The 17,241-nt window shown below is 49.5% G+C and carries 14 protein-coding genes and 4 pseudogenes; 6 read left to right on the top strand and 12 right to left on the bottom strand.

Annotated features, from left to right (window positions below; all coding sequences use genetic code 11):
• Nucleotides 1-215: 215 nt before the first annotated feature.
• The 6 genes from sipA to ACM1PF_RS02065 form a co-directional block, all read right to left on the bottom strand.
• Nucleotides 216-434: a regulatory protein SipA gene (gene sipA / locus ACM1PF_RS02090; protein WP_416671945.1), complete on the bottom strand. Its 219-nt coding sequence runs from the start codon at nucleotides 432-434 to the stop codon at nucleotides 216-218.
• 51 nt (nucleotides 435-485) lie between these two features.
• Entirely contained in the window at nucleotides 486-1,535 is a 1,050-nt protein-coding gene (locus ACM1PF_RS02085) for a zinc-dependent dehydrogenase (protein ID WP_416671944.1), read from the bottom strand.
• Between the two features lie 15 nt (nucleotides 1,536-1,550).
• Entirely contained in the window at nucleotides 1,551-1,718 is a 168-nt protein-coding gene (locus tag ACM1PF_RS02080; RefSeq protein WP_416671942.1) for a hypothetical protein, read from the bottom strand.
• Between the two features lie 103 nt (nucleotides 1,719-1,821).
• Nucleotides 1,822-2,091: a 50S ribosomal protein L27 gene (gene rpmA / locus ACM1PF_RS02075; RefSeq protein WP_416671940.1), complete on the bottom strand. Its 270-nt coding sequence runs from the start codon at nucleotides 2,089-2,091 to the stop codon at nucleotides 1,822-1,824.
• A gap of 27 nt (nucleotides 2,092-2,118) precedes the next feature.
• Entirely contained in the window at nucleotides 2,119-2,574 is a 456-nt protein-coding gene (gene rplU, locus ACM1PF_RS02070; protein ID WP_416671939.1) for a 50S ribosomal protein L21, read from the bottom strand.
• A 244-nt stretch (nucleotides 2,575-2,818) separates the two neighbouring features.
• Nucleotides 2,819-3,262, bottom strand: a complete 444-nt coding sequence (locus tag ACM1PF_RS02065) for an Rrf2 family transcriptional regulator (RefSeq protein ID WP_416671938.1) — start codon at nucleotides 3,260-3,262, stop codon at nucleotides 2,819-2,821.
• A 684-nt stretch (nucleotides 3,263-3,946) separates the two neighbouring features.
• Here ACM1PF_RS02065 and ACM1PF_RS02060 point away from each other — a divergent pair.
• The 3 genes and pseudogenes from ACM1PF_RS02060 to ACM1PF_RS02050 all read left to right on the top strand — a co-directional run bounded on the left by ACM1PF_RS02060 (nucleotide 3,947) and on the right by ACM1PF_RS02050 (nucleotide 6,523).
• Nucleotides 3,947-4,336 (top strand): AbrB family transcriptional regulator, encoded by a 390-nt coding sequence (locus tag ACM1PF_RS02060; protein WP_416671937.1) that lies wholly within the window; start codon nucleotides 3,947-3,949, stop codon nucleotides 4,334-4,336.
• A 147-nt stretch (nucleotides 4,337-4,483) separates the two neighbouring features.
• Nucleotides 4,484-5,846: pseudogene (gene mgtE / locus ACM1PF_RS02055) on the top strand (magnesium transporter).
• Between the two features lie 137 nt (nucleotides 5,847-5,983).
• A complete protein-coding gene (locus ACM1PF_RS02050; RefSeq protein WP_416671936.1) occupies nucleotides 5,984-6,523 on the top strand; it encodes a Dps family protein in 540 nt (179 codons plus the stop codon).
• Nucleotides 6,524-6,671: 148 nt separating this feature from the next.
• Here ACM1PF_RS02050 and ACM1PF_RS02045 read toward each other — a convergent pair whose 3' ends face one another.
• The 3 genes and pseudogenes from ACM1PF_RS02045 to ACM1PF_RS02035 form a co-directional block, all read right to left on the bottom strand.
• A complete protein-coding gene (locus ACM1PF_RS02045) occupies nucleotides 6,672-7,376 on the bottom strand; it encodes a 2,3-bisphosphoglycerate-dependent phosphoglycerate mutase (protein WP_416671934.1) in 705 nt (234 codons plus the stop codon).
• 408 nt (nucleotides 7,377-7,784) lie between these two features.
• Nucleotides 7,785-10,184 (bottom strand): phosphoketolase family protein, encoded by a 2,400-nt coding sequence (locus ACM1PF_RS02040; protein ID WP_416671932.1) that lies wholly within the window; start codon nucleotides 10,182-10,184, stop codon nucleotides 7,785-7,787.
• Between the two features lie 599 nt (nucleotides 10,185-10,783).
• Nucleotides 10,784-12,024: pseudogene (locus tag ACM1PF_RS02035) on the bottom strand (URC4/urg3 family protein).
• Nucleotides 12,025-12,187: 163 nt separating this feature from the next.
• On the opposite strand from ACM1PF_RS02035, the pseudogene ACM1PF_RS02030 reads away from it, so the two are divergent.
• A pseudogene (locus tag ACM1PF_RS02030) lies at nucleotides 12,188-14,106 on the top strand (prolyl oligopeptidase family serine peptidase).
• Nucleotides 14,107-14,303: 197 nt separating this feature from the next.
• Here the strand turns inward: ACM1PF_RS02030 and ACM1PF_RS02025 are convergent.
• The 3 genes and pseudogenes from ACM1PF_RS02025 to ACM1PF_RS02015 all read right to left on the bottom strand — a co-directional run bounded on the left by ACM1PF_RS02025 (nucleotide 14,304) and on the right by ACM1PF_RS02015 (nucleotide 15,431).
• Complete coding sequence (locus ACM1PF_RS02025) at nucleotides 14,304-14,915, bottom strand: glycine-rich domain-containing protein (RefSeq protein WP_416671930.1); 612 nt, start codon at nucleotides 14,913-14,915, stop codon at nucleotides 14,304-14,306.
• A gap of 235 nt (nucleotides 14,916-15,150) precedes the next feature.
• Nucleotides 15,151-15,309: pseudogene (locus tag ACM1PF_RS02020) on the bottom strand (M42 family peptidase); the annotation flags it as partial.
• Entirely contained in the window at nucleotides 15,294-15,431 is a 138-nt protein-coding gene (locus tag ACM1PF_RS02015) for a hypothetical protein (protein WP_416676949.1), read from the bottom strand. The pseudogene ACM1PF_RS02020 and the gene ACM1PF_RS02015, both read right to left, overlap by 16 nt.
• A 150-nt stretch (nucleotides 15,432-15,581) precedes the next feature.
• Here ACM1PF_RS02015 and ACM1PF_RS02010 point away from each other — a divergent pair, with 150 nt between their 5' ends.
• Nucleotides 15,582-16,097: a hypothetical protein gene (locus ACM1PF_RS02010; RefSeq protein WP_416671928.1), complete on the top strand. Its 516-nt coding sequence runs from the start codon at nucleotides 15,582-15,584 to the stop codon at nucleotides 16,095-16,097.
• Nucleotides 16,098-16,270: 173 nt separating this feature from the next.
• Nucleotides 16,271-16,996 carry an FAD-dependent thymidylate synthase gene (gene thyX, locus ACM1PF_RS02005; protein ID WP_416671927.1) on the top strand — a complete coding sequence of 242 codons (726 nt, stop codon included), beginning with the start codon at nucleotides 16,271-16,273 and terminating at the stop codon, nucleotides 16,994-16,996.
• Nucleotides 16,997-17,241: the final 245 nt, after the last annotated feature.

Here is a 17,241-nt window from a genome sequence, read left to right as displayed (position 1 = left end):
ATTGTTGACTGGGCGGGCAAGATGCTCACCCCACAAGAGTTTTGTAAGAGTTTCAGAAAAAGTAGGGTGGCAATATGGACTGGGCGGGCAAGACTTCGGCTTGAGCCCTTCGGCTTGAGCTCAGGTCGAAAACTCAGTCGAAACGCTGCCCACCCCACAAGAGTTTCAGCGAGAGTTAGGGCAGTAAACGATCGCCGATTCGCCAGGCACTTGGGCTAATGCACAGACTCAAGATATTGTTCATCCAACAAAAACAGCCCTTTAGCAAACCGTACCCCCCAGCCGCCGGGACGACGATCGACCACCACTCCTTCTTCCCCCAACTGCACAACGTTAGGCGGCCGCAGCATGGGCATGGGTTCAGCGGTTTTCACGTAGGGCGGTAGGGTAACAATCCGCACCCGATCGCCAATGGAAAAGGTTTGTTCAGACATTGCGCTCCCCTCCAACCGAACTGATTACTATCCATCATCCCAGGATCGCCCCTATTCGGGATAGATCAAGATCTTAAACGTCTCTGGAGTCGGTTTCACGGCCCGTTCTACCGCAGCGGCTAAGTCCCTGAGGGGATAGCGATCGCTCACCAGGGCATCTACATCAATCCGCTGGTTAAACACAATATCAGCAGCCAGGGACTGGACTCGATAGGAGGAACTGTAGCTACCCATTAAATCAATTTCACGACGGTAGAGAATGTTGGGGTTGATCGGAATTTCCACCTCATCGGGAAACTCTGCAAAGAACAGGATCTTACCGCCCTTGCGCGTGCAGTCCAACGCCTGGAAAAATGCTTTCTCACTGGGAACGGCCAGGATGCTGGTATCTACCCCCATCCCGTGGGTCAGTCCATGAATCTGATCCAGCAGTGCCGGATCACGGGCATCAAAGGCCGCTTCCGCGCCTACGCTGAGCGCTTTCTCAATGCGAGACGGGATCAAATCTGTGGCGATCGCCCGTGCCCCAAAGTACTTCACCAACATGATGAACATTAACCCGATCGGTCCAGCTCCAGTGATTAGAACCGTTTGCCCTGGCTGAATCTGCGCCTTTTTCACCGCCTTCAAGCAACAGTTGGTCGGTTCCACAAAGCTTGCCTGCTCAAAGGTGATGCGATCGGGAATTTCCATCAAGCCTCCCTGCCGCACAATATGGCCCGGCACTTTGACGTACTCCGCAAAACCACCGCCACTGGGGGCAAATCCGGCCGTGGTCGTGATGTTTTTATAGACATCGCACATGGAAAAATTATCGTTCAGGCAATAGGCACAGTGCATACAGGGAATATGGTGCAAGACCACCACCCGCTGCCCGACCTGCCATTGATTGACCTCTGAGCCGACTGCTGCAATTACCCCAGCCGTTTCATGCCCAAAAATTCGGGGAGGTTCGTATAGAGGATAAAGAATTTTTTTGATATCCGATTGACACAAGCCAACGACCTGCACCTGAACCAAGACTTCATCAGGGGCGATTTCTGGAACCGGGATCTCTTCGTAGCTAAGTTGATTAACCCCTCGAAACACCTGTGCCTTCATGTTTTTACCCTTTGGTCAGCGATGATAAGCTCTGGGATAAACTTTACCATTCTTGGGGAGTGGGGAGTGGGGAGTGGGGAGTGGGGACTTTCCGTAGCGCAGGCATCTTGCCTGCCCGTCCCCATTGCCCCAATTGCCTGCCCGTCCCCATTGCCTCCAATTGCTTGCCCGTTTCGATCGCACAAAAAATTGGGTAGAGATAAGCCCTCTACCCGTTTGAACCAATCACCAATTGTTAGTCCGCTAATGTTAATCTGTTAATCCGTCGATCAACGTCGTCTTTGATTTACGCCGTAGCCGCTGCTACCGGATAAACGCTGACTTTCTTGCGGCTTTTGCCCTTGCGCTCAAACGTGACAATGCCGTCAGTCAGAGCAAAGAGGGTATCATCGTTTCCACGGCCAACGTTCACTCCAGGGTGAATTTTGGTTCCCCGTTGCCGTACCAGAATGTTTCCTGCTCTAACAACCTGTCCGCCGTAACGCTTTACGCCCAACCGTTGAGCGTTAGAATCACGACCGTTTCGGGTACTACCTGTTCCTTTCTTATGAGCCATTATTACCTCCCGCGTTCCTTCTTTATTTTATGCTTCAGCCGCTTCAGTTGCTTCTGCTTCAGTTGCTTCTGCTTCAGTTGCTTCTGATTCGATCGCCTCATCGGGTTCAGGAGCTGCTGCATCCACCGTAGACTGTTCTGACGACTCTTCTCCAGCAACAATACTGCCATTCAGAGAAATAGAGTTGATCATCAGACGGGTCAATTCTTGACGATGTCCTTGCTTCTTGCGGGTTTTCTTTTTGGGACGCATCTTATAGACGATGATCTTGCGACCCCGGAGATGTCCCAATACCGTCCCTTCCACCGTGGCTCCGTCTACAACCGGTTGACCCACCAGGATATCGCCATCGTTATCGATGAACAACACCCGATCGATTGTCACCGAACCATCTTCCTCAACTGCCAGACGCTCGACATCGTAAAACCGACCGGGTTCAACCCGCAGTTGCTTTCCACCCGTTTCAATAATTGCGTAAGTCATGAATAACCTCTGTGCCGTACAGGTAGCTCAGGAGCCTGGTGCAGGGGATTCCGGGAGGTTCGATCGCAGGTTGAATTTCCTCCGATCGTGTCTCATCAGCTCTCCCACCAAACACCCTTTGCCTTTGGGTAAACCTGATCCGAGCAGAATAATATAGCCAAGGATCTATTGTGACGAATGATTCCCGAAAGTGTCAACTTTTTCAGGATGTAAAGCGATCGACTGAACCTGAACCTGTGCCACCTCAAACCACAAAACTATCGGCATTGCGCTGCATCGCCTGCCAACTCCGCGCATCATAATATAGATCTTCTAAGGTAATCCCATACAGAGCCTCCTTCAGCTTTTGGTGCAGCCGATGCCAGAGGGTGTAAGTAACCCAGTCCTCAGCCTGCTCAGCTTCTGGTGTGTGCTTGGGTAGGGGTTCGATCGCTTCTCCCACCGCCTCCAAAATTTGCCCCAACGAGATCTGGGCAGGCGATCGAGATAGACGATATCCCCCTTGAGAACCGCGAATTGACTCAACCAAACCGGCTCGACGAAGCTCAATCAATAATTTTTCTAGATAAGGGGCAGGCAACTCTTGGCGTTGGGCAATGGCTTTAACGGAGGTCGGTTTGTGTTTGGGTTGCAAGCTTAAATCAAGCATTGCTCTCACACTATAATGCCCGCGAGTCGTTAATTTCATAGGTTGACGATCATTGTTCAGTTCTTAACACTTCAGTCCCTGTTCAGCTATTAACCCACTTTACGGAAAAAATTGCTATAGTGATTAGTTTTATCTAAGTCAAATGTTTCAGATCAGCATAAAACAAAGCCCCCATCGCGGCTTAATACAGACTGGAATGACGAATATATACGAACGATCAATTCCGTTTGTCTACGTTGCTTGAACCGTCAGGGAAAAAATCTAGAAAATTCCGGTTGTTTGGGCCAGATTGGAGTTCCACACGAAGACATATCTGCTAGAGTTTGATTTATAAGAGCAATCTCTGGTCGATTACCGTTTCCCTAACTGCGGATTGTCTTTATATGAAAATAGTTCATAATTGACCGAAGCAGCGATAAGGGGAAACTGCATTCACCTGATGGCTTGTCCCTATCGATCGGAGCAATGTAGATAGCAGCCTTTTTTTAAGACGGATCAAAGCTGATAGTGAGCAGGTTGATCCAAAGCAACCGGAAATGACTTTAAATTAGGGCGATCGAAATAAAAATATTGCACCTTTATATTAAGACGGTGAAAAAGTCGATGTATCGAGGTAGTATGGTTTTATAAGCTGAAATAGGGCGAAAGATCACCGATCGCAACCACAATTCTCGGCTCTGATGACATCCATAGATTCTTTGTAATTGTTGTAGACTTAGGCTGATGAGTAAAAAGAAGAAGAATGAACCTCTGACAGGTGATGCACTTCTTGCTAAGGTTAAGGAGTTAGAGCACCTTAGTAAAGAGGAAAAGGCTAAAGAATGTGGTTACTACACTGTCACAAAGAATGGTGTAGAACGAGTCAACATGATGAAGTTTTATAATGCGCTTCTAGAGGCAAAGGAGATTGAAATTGATGGCAAGCAGTCCGGCAATGGTCGGGGTGGAAGAAGTGCCAGCTATCGGATTACGGTTCAGGCAAATGGCAATCTGTTGATTGGTGCGGCCTACACAAAGCAGATGGATTTAAAGCCTGGAGATGAGTTTGAGATTTCTCTGGGTCGAAAGCATATCCGGCTCAAGCAAGTCGATGAAGACGAGCTAGAAGAGTAAATAGCGATCGCATCTTCTGTTTGTTGTTCCTAACCCAGTTAGTCTATTGTTAAAGCAGATTTTGAGTTAATGTATTAAATCAAAACCACTGGGTTAGGGGCATTGACACTCAACGAAGAGCAAAATTCATCCCTTGCTGTCCCCGCTATCTCACGTAGAGAACTGCGGGAGTTGGTGAGATCTCAACTGCAAGTACTCCTGGAACAAAACAATTTTCCGGGAGCTAAAGCCTTATTGGTGCCCGTTCAACCTGCTGATGTGGCTGAAGCGATCGAAGGTTTGCCAGAACCAATGCAGGTCATTGCCTTTCGTCTCCTTTCCAAAACAGAGGCGATCGAGGTTTATGAGCATCTAGATTCTTCGATCCAGCAAGCTTTGATTGAAGAGTTTAAACGGCAGGACGTGCTGGATGTCGTTGATAAGATGTCGCCAGACGATCGGGCCCGTTTATTTGATGAATTGCCTGCCAAAGTGGTCAATCGGTTACTGACTCAACTGAGTTTAGAAGAACGACGAGCCACGGCATTATTGTTGGGGTATGAGCCAAACACTGCCGGCCGCATCATGACCCCAGAATATATTTCTCTTAAGGAGCATTCAGACCGTTGCCCAAGCCCTGGAACGGATTCGGCGGTTGGCAAATGTCAGCGAAACCATTTACTACCTGTACGTCACGGATGCTGCGCGTCGTCTCACGGGCATTCTATCCCTGCGGGCCCTGGTGGTGGCTTTACCGGATCAGCGCATTGGCGAAATTATGGTGCGTGAGGTGGTACATACCCACACAGACACCGATCAGGAAGAAGTCGCCCACCTGATTCAACGCTATGACTTTCTCGCTGTTCCAGTCGTCGATACAGAAGAACGGCTGGTGGGAATTGTCACCGTTGATGATGTGATTGATATTTTGGAGCAGGAAGCCACCGAGGATATTTACACCTTAGGGGGTGTCCAGTCGGGCACAGACAGTTATTTCCAAACCAACCTGCTGACGGTTGCCCGTCGTCGGGTCGTTTGGCTAATGGTGCTGTTGATCACCAACACTGCCACTACAGCAGTGATTCGCAGCCAGGAAGATGTTTTGCAGCAGGTGGTCGCACTGGCAGCATTCATTCCGCTGTTGATTGGCACAGGCGGAAATGTAGGAGCCCAATCCTCTACAGTGGTGATTCGAGGCTTGAGTACCGATGAAATCAGCGGTAATACTGCTGCCAGAGTCATTAAACGGGAAGGAATTGCCGGGCTGCTGCTGGGTCTGATGCTGGGAGTAGTGGTGCTGGGTTGGGCATTCTTGCTTCAGGGTGATTTGTCTGTATCGATCACGGTCGGCATTAGCCTGGTAGCGATTTCCATCCTGGCTTCGGTGACGGGTTCGGCTTTGCCCTATCTTTTTCAGGCACTCAAGCTTGATCCGGCATTGATGTCGGCTCCTTTCATTACTACAGTGGTCGATGTGTTAGGTGTATTACTTTACTTAAACACGGCGCGCTGGTTGCTGGAAATTCAGTAGTTCGATCGGAATTGGGAGTTTCACTTTAATCAGAGCGTGCTTCAGGTGCGATCGCATTTGATCTGCCTGATGGTTGATGTTTTCGTATGAAAAATTTGGTCAACTAGAGGGTGGAGCTACAAAAATACGGTAAAGCTATGCGTACTATCAACATTGGACTTTCAGAGGAACAACGTCAAGGGGTTGTTGATTTATTGAACTGTGACCTGTCAGATGCCTATCTGCTATTGATCAAAACGAAAAAATACCACTGGGACGTAGTTGGCCCTCAGTTCCGTTCCCTGCACGAAATGTGGGAAGAGCAATATCAAGCCCTGACCGTGAACATCGACAGCCTTGCAGAACGAGTGCGGGCTTTAGGCGGTTATCCTGTTGGTACGGCAGAAGGTTTTCTAAAGCATGCAACCATTAAGGAGCATGGTGGTGATGTGCCAACAGCAACGGAAATGGTAGCCCGTCTGGTACAAGACCATGAACAGGTAATTCGTAATCTGCGGAAGCACGTTGATCAGTGTAGCGAAGAATTTCATGACGAAGGAACCGCTGACTTTTTGACCGGCTTAATGGAACAACACGAAGAAATGGCATGGATGCTGCGTTCCTTCATTGAAGGAGAAGCATTGGATGCAGATGGCAAAGTGATGAACACGCAACTGAAAACACCAGCGGCGGTATAGTCGGATTGGATAATTGTATTGCGACATCACAATAATAGTGATTCAGGGGGCATTTACCTTGCCCCCTTTAGCGATCGAGAGCAAGGAATGGATGGGGGGTTGCCACGAATGCCTGTCCTCAGAAATTCCAGTGAGTTGAGGGGTTGGCTTAAGTGTCCAAAGTTATCTTGTTGATGACTTGTCCTTCCGCATCAATTTCATAGACGATCGGCACTCCCGTTGCCAGTTCCAGCAGCGGTACTTCTTCCGGGGTCAGTTGATCCAGATCCATGATGATAGAGCGGAGGGAGTTGCCGTGGGCCGCTACCAGCACATTCTCTCCTTTTTTGAGGTGAGTCATAATTCGATCGTGGAAAAAGGGAATCGTCCGCTTTGCTGTGTCTTCTAAACTTTCCCCTCCCGGCGGTTTTTCAGAATAGGAACGTCGCCAAATTCGTACCTGTTCCGCCCCATATTTTTCTGCCATTTCAGCTTTGTTTAAGCCCTGCAATGCGCCATAGTAGCGTTCATCGAGTAAAGCAGACGGGCAGATAGGGATTTCCTGCGCTGGATCACCTTCGTATTTGTTCCAGCCGTGCCAGTTGGGATCATCTGTCGCATGCTGAATGATGGGAATTTTACCGCCCCGAATTTCATCACACTCTGTCATACAGACGATCGCCGTTTCAATCGCCCGAATCAGCATACTGGTAAAGCAAACATCGATTTTGTAGCCCGCATCGCGGAGTTTGCAAGAGGCGATCGTCGCTTCGGCACGACCCCGTTCACTTAAGGGCACATCTACCCAACCTGTAAACTTGTTGGCAGCATTCCACAAACTCTGACCATGACGCAACAGAATTAGCTTTGACATATCGAGCCTCTCCACAGAGTGAAATGAACAGAAAGCAACACACTTTATCGTTTCACTAGCTTTGCGAAAACCATACTCTTGACCCGCTTTACCTGGAAGCCCAAAGTCGTAGCAGTAATCCATACAGTAAACCCATGCAGGAGATCCATCTGTTAGGGCAGATTCAGGGTAGCCAGGCGGATCAATGAGTTGCAGCTAGTCTGGGTCGTTTGAACCCTGGTTTCCAATCGAGTTCAGTCTCGATCGCCTGCTTGATTCCATTGTAAGAGGCATCGCAAGTGATAAGCGGCACATTAAAAGGCGCACTGGTGTGCGCCCCTATCCTTGTGCTAACGAATTAGAGTCTCAAGGTAATCAACAAACCTGTTTGATCCGAAGCATCGATCGCAGTTTCATTTTCTGAGACCACTAATAGGGCCACTTCCAATGGGCAAGCTCAGGTTTGTCAAATCCGTGCTCATAGGCGTAATTGCAATTCTCAATGATGGCATTGTTCATGCGCTCCCGCACATGCGCCCCTCTAGAGCCGAGTTTCTCCACGCGATCGATCACATCAATCACTAAACTAAAGCGATCGATTTCGTTGTTAATCGCCAACTCAAGGGGGGTGTTGATATTGCCCTTCTCCTTGTAGCCTCGAACGTGAATCCGATGCTGGTTAGAACGGCGGTAAGTCAGTTTGTGAATCAACCAGGGATAGCCGTGGAAGTTGAAAATGACGGGCTGATCTGGGGTAAAGAGATTATCAAACTCACGCCGGGAGAGTCCGTGGGGATGCTCTGTCTCAGGCACTAACGTCATCAAATCGACCACGTTAATGAACCGCACTTTCAGATAGGGAAACTCTTCCCGCAGAATAGCCGTTGCTGCCAGAGCTTCCTTGGTAGGAATGTCACCACAACTTGCCATAACCACATCCGGTTCATCGGGTTCTGTCCCACAATCATCATTACTCGCCCAATCCCAGATCCCAATACCCTTCGTACAGTGCTTGATCGCCTCCTCCATCGTCAGATACTGCAAGTGCTTCTGCTTGTCAGAGACAATCACATTCACATAGTCTTTACTCTGGAAGCAATGGGCTGCAACCGAGAGTAGACAATTCGCATCGGGGGGCAAATAAATTCGAACTACCTCTGGGCTTTTGTTAGTGACTACATCCAGGAAGCCCGGATCCTGGTGGGAAAAGCCATTATGATCCTGTCGCCATACCGTTGAGGAGAGCATGATGTTCTGGGAAGAGACGGGGGCGCGCCAGGGAATTTCCCGCTTGCTGATGTCCAGCCACTTCGCATGCTGATTAAACATGGAGTCGATCACATGGGCAAAAGCTTCGTAGGTGTGAAAAAAACCATGCCGCCCTGACAGCAGATAACCCTCCAGCCAGCCCAGCAGCGTGTGCTCGCTCAACATTTCCATCACCCGTCCATCTTTAGACAGTTCACTACCGTCCAGATCTTCGGGCAGCATATCGGCCATCCAGGTTTTCTTACTGGCTTCATAGACAGCAGTGAGGCGGTTAGATGCAGTTTCATCTGGGCCAAACACCCGGAAGTTATTCGGATTTTGCTTGAGAATGTCCCGCATGAAGGCTCCCAGAGCGCGGGTATTTTCTGCCTCGGTAATCCCTGGTTTTTCGACGGGGATCGCGTAGCTGCGGAAGTCGGGAAGGCGCAAATCCCGACGCAGCAACCCACCATTCGTCAGCGGGTTAGATCCCATCCGGAGTTGACCTTTGGGTGCTAATTCCTTCAGTTCAGCCAGAAATGTGCCGTTTTCATCAAACAGTTCCTCCGGCTTGTAGCTCTTCATCCAGTCTTCCAACAACCTTAAGTGTTCTGGATTGTCGTGCATTCCTGAAAGCGGCACCTGGTGCGATCGCCAGAAGTTCTCAGTTTTCTTGCCATCGACGGAGGCTGGCCCTGTCCAACCCTTGGGCGATCGCAAAACAATCATTGGCCACAATGGGCGGAAGGCATTCCCCGTACTCCGCGCTTCCTGCTGAAGTTCTCTGATTTCAGACACCACCACATCCAGCGTTGCCGCCATTGCCTGATGCATGTACTCTGGGTCGGAACCTTCCACAAAGTAGGGTTTGTAGCCATAACCCTTAAATAGATTCTCCAGCTCCTCATGGCTGATCCGAGCCAGGATGGTTGGATTGGCAATCTTGTAGCCGTTGAGATGCAAAATCGGCAGCACCGCCCCATCCCGTAATGGGTTGATGAACTTATTGGAATGCCATGCCGTGGCCAAGGCTCCCGTTTCTGCTTCCCCGTCTCCAACCACTGCCGCCACAATCACATCTGGACTGTCAAACGCGATGCCATAAGCATGGGACAAACTGTACCCCAGTTCCCCCCCCTCATGGATGGAACCTGGCGTTTCAGGTGTGCAATGGCTGCCGATGCCGCCAGGGAAAGAGAACTGCTTGAAGAACTTCTTTAATCCCTCTTCGTCTTCGCTTTTGTCAGGATAGACCTCAGAGTAGGTTCCTTCCAGGTAAACCGGCCCCAGAAAGCCCGGTGCACCATGTCCTGGCCCCGCCACGTAAACAATGCTCTGTTCGTACTTCTTGATAATCCGATTGAGATGAATATAAATAAAGCTCAGACCTGGGCTGGATCCCCAGTGACCCAACAAACGCGGCTTGACGTGTTCTTCCTTCAGAGGTTCCTTGAGGAGCGGATTATCTCGCAGATAGATCATGCCAACGGACAAATAATTACAGGCTCGCCAGTAGGCATGCATTTTGCGTAATTCTTCGGCTGATAATGGTTTTGTTTCAGGAGGAGTTGCAACTACCATGTTTTTCAGTACACCTTACAAATTATCAACTGTTGTTGAAAAGAATCTAAGATAACTCTCGATCGATACAAGTATAAACTATGCCTTTTTAAGACCTTTTTAAGCTTTAGGCATCCAACCGTGTATCGTAGCTACTTTATGAACTACGCCCTCATTTTTGCACTCGAATCTTAATAGAAAATTAAGATGGGATTATTGCAAATTTGCCAGATCTCACAGGCTATAAAGCTCTCTCTGAGAGCAGGCTGCCCGCTAGGAGGTAGTACAGCCAGAATGACGACGATTCTTGCTAGCTTAAGCAATATCTGAGCAAACTCATCAAAAATTATCGATCGCCAGGTTTTGAAACTGTAGTCAGTTCGATTGACGAAATCAGTAATTTAAACAACACTTTGGTGTTAAAAAATTGATTCAAGTTGATACTTATTCAAGATTTTTCTAATCGCTGAAATTATATTTGAGGGGAAGAATCCTGATGATTTGATCGGGAGTAACTGCTGTAAGTCAGGGCCCACTGCTGTGAACCCCTCCTGGGTACATTATTTTTCCCCATACCTCTGACTGGTGCGGGGTTACTATTAGGAGCAAGTTTTACAAATCTAAAACACCGTTCCATCGCTGATCACCTGAATCGGTGGTGCTCCTCCGGGTCGGCGAACCGCCGCAATCTGTCGCCCAGCCGCCCAGGTTCCTCCCTCCAGCACTTTCACCAATGGCAAGTCCTGTGCCGTCATGCCTAAAATTTGCTGAATTTGCGCTGCAATTCGATCGAGGGCAATCAACGTTAAGGCCCGCCATTCCACAATCACCTCCGAGTCGGGGGGATGGGCTTGCTGCGTCACAGCCTCCTGCTTCGCCTGAAGTAAACCCAAATCCAGACACAAACCGCCATTGCGGTATTCCGATAGTCCAGTCAACTGATCGAGTCCAGTGATAGTCAAACCCAGCTCTTGCAAGGGTTCCAGCAGGGAATAGGTGAGCCACTGGGAAAGTTTATGGAACGGCACCCACTGGGAACCGATACCGCGAGCGGGGAGGGCAGAGTGGAACCACACATCCCCCAAATTCTGTCCGGCGAGCTGAATCCGACCCGGCCAGATCTCGCTGAATCCAGTCAGCACCGCTTCAAACACCGTATGGGCCCTCAGGGTCTGGCGATCGGCTTTTTGCAGAAGATAGTCCACCAGATTTCCTAACCGCAGCGATCGGGGATCATCGGTTTGACCAAACAGATCGGGCGATCGCTCCAATGCCTGCCCCAACTGACGCATTAACTCAGCTCGCCCGGTCATGCCCACCAGCGGATTCGATGCACTCACCTGAAACGCCTCGGCCAATTGCGCTGCGGAAAACGTCTGGAGTCCCTGCGCGTCTGCCTGGAGGGGATGATCAGGCTGACTGGAAAAGCCGCCCTGTAGGAACAGATGATAGCTGGCAACGGCCAGTCCTTCCGATCGACGAAATACTGCTCCTGTATCCGGTTCAACATACTGCCAGTCTGCTCCGGCCCCGCATCTAGCAGTACACTGGGGATGACTAGATCGAACCTGGCTTTGGCTTTCTCCAGGGGACTTAAAGACTGAAGCAGGCGATCGAGGTGAGCCAGTCGAGGGATGCCTCCCGCTGCAAAATGTCGCCATCGACTATGAAACGGCACTTGTAGATTGGGATAGGTGGCTTGCATCACCTGAATTACATATTGAGCGACGGTATCCAGTTGGTCTAAATCGCAGCGAAAATGCTGGAGCTGATCCTGGCAGCCCAACTCAAACAAATCACCACAGCGATCTCGAATCGCCTGGGTCGATCGCAAATATGCCACCTGTTCCAGTTCTCCCATAGTTCCCCCTTCTGATTCACTTTTATTTGTCCCTACCCGATTCACCGCAATTCATCAATAGCAAATGTCCGAAAATGGGACTGTGAGCTATTATCCCCTCTGGGAGTAGATCCTCCCGCGCTTCGATCGCTAAGATCCAGAAAGCAAATAATTGAAAATTTCTATGCAATCCGCAAAGGCGAGTTCAGTGATGTCCCAATTACCTCCCCTGATTCCCCGTGAAGTTTTGTTTGGTAATCCCGAACGAGCCAACCCCAAGCTTTCCCCCGATGGCAAATATCTGGGATATCTTGCGCCCGATGAAAACAATGTGCTGCAAGTGTGGCTCCGGCCCGTTGGAGAAACGGCTGATTCGGACGGGGAATCCGATCGCCAGATGACCAAAGACAAAAAGCGGGGCATTCGGGTTTTCTTCTGGACCTATGACGGGAATCACCTGATTTATATGCAAGATGCCGATGGAGATGAAAATTTCCACTGTTATTCCGTGAATATCCACAGCCATATTGTCCGAGATCTAACCCCGTTTGAGGGGGTAAAAGCCCAGCCGATCGAACTGGAGCCGGAATTTCCCGATGAAATGATTGTGGGCATGAACTTGAATAACCCTCAATCTTTTGATGTATATCGAATTAATCTAAAAACCGGAGCCGTTGAGTTTGATACGGAGAATCCCGGCAATATTGTTGCCTGGCTGTCCGATCCGCAGTTTCAGATTCGAGGGGCGATCGCAGCAACCCCGGATGGTGGGTCAGATTTGCTGTATCGATCGACGGTGGATCAGGAGTGGGAACTGTTGCGCCACTGGGGCCCAGAAGATGAAGGATATCCGATTAGCTTTTCCCAGGATGGCAAAACGCTATACCTGGTCGGTAGCCATGATGCCAATGCCCAACGATTATTGGCCCTGGATTTAGCCACGCGTCAGGAAACCGTGATTGCAGAAGATGAGCAGTACGATGTGGGGGGAGTGATGATCCATCCCACAAATCGCACCCTGGAAGCGGTTGCATTTTACCGGGATAAGCTGAATTGGCAAATTCTGGATTCCAGCATTGCCGCAGATTTTGAGACGCTGGGTCAGGTTCGTCCCGGAGAATTTGGCATCGGTAGCCGCACCCTGGCAGACGACCAATGGCTGGTGGCCTACACCACCGATGATGGCCCGGTGTATTACTACACCTACGATCGCACCAGCAAAACCAGTACGCTCCTGTTCAGTAATAAGCCTGTCCTGGAAGAGTTGCCCCTTGTGCCGATGCAGCCCATTTCCTACCCGGCGCGGGATGGCTTGACGATTCATGGCTACCTCACCACTCCATCTGGCATTGCGACGGAAAATTTGCCTACTGTATTACTGGTGCATGGGGCCCCTGGGCCAGAGACACCTGGGGGTATGATCCCGAGGCCCAATGGTTAGCGAACCGGGGTTATGCTGTTCTCCAGGTCAACTTCCGAGGCTCAACGGGATATGGTAAAGCCTTTGTGAATGCGGGCAACCGCGAGTGGGCCGGTAAGATGCATGATGACCTGCTGGATGCCGTGAATTGGCTAGTGGAAAAGGGCATTTCTGACCCTGCCAAAGTTGCAATCATGGGTGGTTCCTACGGTGGTTATGCCACCCTGGTGGGATTGACCTTCACTCCAGAGGTCTTTGCTGCAGGGGTAGATATTGTGGGTCCGAGTAACCTGATTACGTTAATGAACAGCATTCCGCCCTACTGGGAACCCCTGAAGGCGCAGTTTTACCATCGAGTCGGACACCTGGAAACTGAAGCCGAGTTCCTCAAGTCTCGATCGCCCCTGTTCTTCTGCGATCAAATTCAAAAGCCATTGCTGATTGGGCAGGGAGCAAATGATCCGCGGGTCAAGCAAGCTGAAAGTGATCAAATTGCTGAGGCGATGCGGAAAAATGGCAAGCCCGTTGAGTATGTCTTGTATACCGATGAAGGTCACGGCTTTGCCCGTCCTGAAAACCGCCTGCACTTCTACGGCATCACCGAAGAATTTCTGGCGAAGTATTTAGGAGGACAATGTGAACCTGTGGGAGAAATTGCTGGACATTCAGCAGTGATGAAATAAGACATCAAGCGAATCAGTTTCTTTGGGGGCGATCGAACGATCGCCCTCTATTTGCATCGCAGAAATATTTCACCTAAAGGGGATGTGGCGAAATAACAGATCCGTCAGGGGCGCACTGCTGTGCGCCCTTACAGCCGATTTTTTCAAGAATTGGGATGCCTATTTGATTGCAGATCCCTAATACCAATGCACCTTGTTCAGGCTACACATTTGTTCTCTCCCAACGCACTGAGATGGAGATGCTGTAACAGCTCTGGATGGATTTCTACCCTGGGTCGCGGTCGATCGATCGCCTGCAAGGCAGCACAGCCTGAAGTCGCTGAAATGTCATCTAGCAAAGCTTCACAATCGGCTGGTTGCAAGTGGGACAGGTTCATTTCATCATCCCTATTGCGATGGTTCGATCCCTCTCCTAATGGCTCACCAAAGTGTTTCAGGTGCAGGGCTTGAGTAACGGCATGGGCTTGTAATAAGGCATGGCGATCGGCTGAATTACGCACACCAAAATAGGGAAAGTGATGAATTAATCGTCCAAATAACCACTGGCAGTCAGCGGCATACTTTTGAGTATCTAAAATATGTTGGTGCCAGACTTGATCAATCTCATAGGTGGGAGCTAATTGCAACGAAGGATACTGATGCACTAAATACAAGAATCGAAGATAGCGGCTAATCGCCTTTACAGTTTTGGTTTTTGTCCATTGTGGGCCAGTTTTCGCAATCATTAACTGGTAAGCAATGGGATCCAAATCCAGGGAACGAACTTTTTCCAGGAACATAGCAATTTCATTCATTTGAAATTCAGTCATGGGGGGCTGTTGGATGACCGACATTAAACAGAACTCCTTATGCAAATCATGCAAAGCGGAGAACATCGGCATGAACTACTCTGTAATTCACTACAAGCTAATGAATGCGTTTTCCTGGCATTTTTGAAAGATTGTAACTGTGATAGAGATACCTTTTTTCATCGTAGTCAACTTCAGGAATTTCCCAATTCTGAATTGAAGTAATTTAAAAGTACCTCCAGGTTAAGAACTCGACTTACCCTACTTGCTCCATGTTTTCACAATACGATCGCAATCGCTGACTACAGTATTCGATCGCTCCCAGATGAGCAATTTTATACCCATGAGTATTCTGGGTTGGGAAACCCAAACAGGCAGCACGAGACCCATGGCCAAACTTCATAGCGATCGAGCCATATTTAAAGCTTGAAACTGTTGGAGCAACAACCGATCGATTTCCGCTTCGGCTCCGCTGGGCGACTGGCAAAGGACTAAATCTGTAATGGTGGTCAAGAGGCGATCGAAGTTGGAAGACACGGGCGTTAGTGGTAATGGACTGGGAATCCTTAAATATTCCTTAGAAGGATAGCGAAAAGTAAGCAAGATCCTCTACGCTCTGAAACGGCTACTGGATTCAGCAGGTGGATGCTGACCGTGTAGTTAATAAAAATTACCTGGAGAAAATTTATGAGTAATCGTCTTCGTAATCTTGCGATTGGGGCGGGTCTGGCCACCGTGGGTGCGATCGGCACTAAAAAAGCGGTAGATTACTTTAAAAATCGCGGCAAGGAACAACCCCCTGCCGAAAGCCAGGGCGATCAGGAGACAAGCTCTGCCCAGGAGGTCAGCTACGCAGTGGTGAAGGATGATTCCCTGCAAAAATTCCTGGATGCCAGTTTTGGTAAACCCGGTCGCTATGTCCCCACTCGTCCCTCTAAGCTATTTGACTATCAGGGCAGACAGTATATGGTGGTGTGGGCCCGCGACAACGAAAAGAATAAAAATCAAATGTTGGCGTTTATTTACACCCCAGACGGCAAGGAGCGCAAAATGATTGCCAGTGTGGGTTATACGGCTCAAACAACAGATTACAACTTGAATTTGTCTGGCACGCCGTTTGCGGTGGAGGTGAATGGACAGAAGCTCACCTCTGGGCAGGGGGAAACGAAGGGAGCCACTGAGGTTGATTTCGTCCCAGCTTAGGCTGATCAATCAAACAACCCAATCGATGTCGCAATGCTCACCTATTCAAAGCGCAGGGTGGGCATTGCTCACCTTCAAACGGAAAGTCTTTAAAAATCAAAACGATTTAGTTGCACCATTTGTACCCACAAGGGCTATCCTATAGAGCCTGATGCGTTTTGCCCTACACGGTTATGGATTCCCTCTTTAAAGTTGAAGTCATTTCCCAAACCCCCGAACCCCAGCGATCGATCTATGCAGCAATGCACCAGGATTATGCGGAAGGCTTTGTTTGGGATGATCGCGATCGGTTTCCTTCGGAGGAACGATGCGGTGAAATTATTGTCAAAAGCCTGCTAGCGGGAAATCGCGGGCACTATGGCCCCTTAGAACATCCCCAAATCACGGTAAACTGCGGTTTTTTTCCTCACTCTACGATGCAGCAGATCCGTACCCATCGCGTCGGGGTCAGCTTTGATGTACAGTCATTCCGCTATACCGGAAAGCGAATTATTGACGTAGTAGAAGGAACCCGCGACATTGAAGAAGTATTTTACCTGCGTCCCCTGGGCAGCTACACCGATCGCCAGGGCAAAAAATATGACTACACCGAAGAACTCCGCCAGCAGGATGTTGAGTGGTGTTTAACGGCGTGTAAACGGTATCAAGAGCGAATCAATCAAGGATTTGCTGAAGAACATGCCAGGGGACTGATTCCCTTTGACGTGCGGCAGCATTGGGTTATGTCTGCGAATGTGCGATCGTTTATGCATTTGCTGGATTTACGCTGGAAAGCCGATGCCCAGTTGGAAGCACAGCATCTTTGTGAGTTGTTGTGGGAACCTTTCCAGGGGTGGGTTCCGGCGATCGCAGAATGGTACGAAACCAGCCGCCTCAAAAAAGCCCGTCTTGCACCTTAAAGAAATCTGCTGTAAGGACGTGCTGGCGGAGCTATGGGCGATCGATGACCCTCTGAGGGATCTGCAATAAAATGGCATCCTAATCTTTGAAGAAATCTGCTGTAAGGGCGCACTGCTGTGCGCCCCTGCCGGGTGCCACCTTGAATGTGCGCTTGTGGGGTGGGCAGCGTTTCGACTAAGCTCAAGCCGAAGTCTTGCCTGCCCAGTTAACCGAGCAAAACGATTGCCCAGCCGAACTGCAAATA

The organism is Egbenema bharatensis FJBBOT/2019, from assembly GCF_048077055.1.
Lineage (GTDB): Bacteria > Cyanobacteriota > Cyanobacteriia > Elainellales > Elainellaceae > Egbenema > Egbenema bharatensis.
Note: the sequence above shows the minus strand (reverse complement) of the source record. Positions and strands in the feature narration are given on the sequence as shown.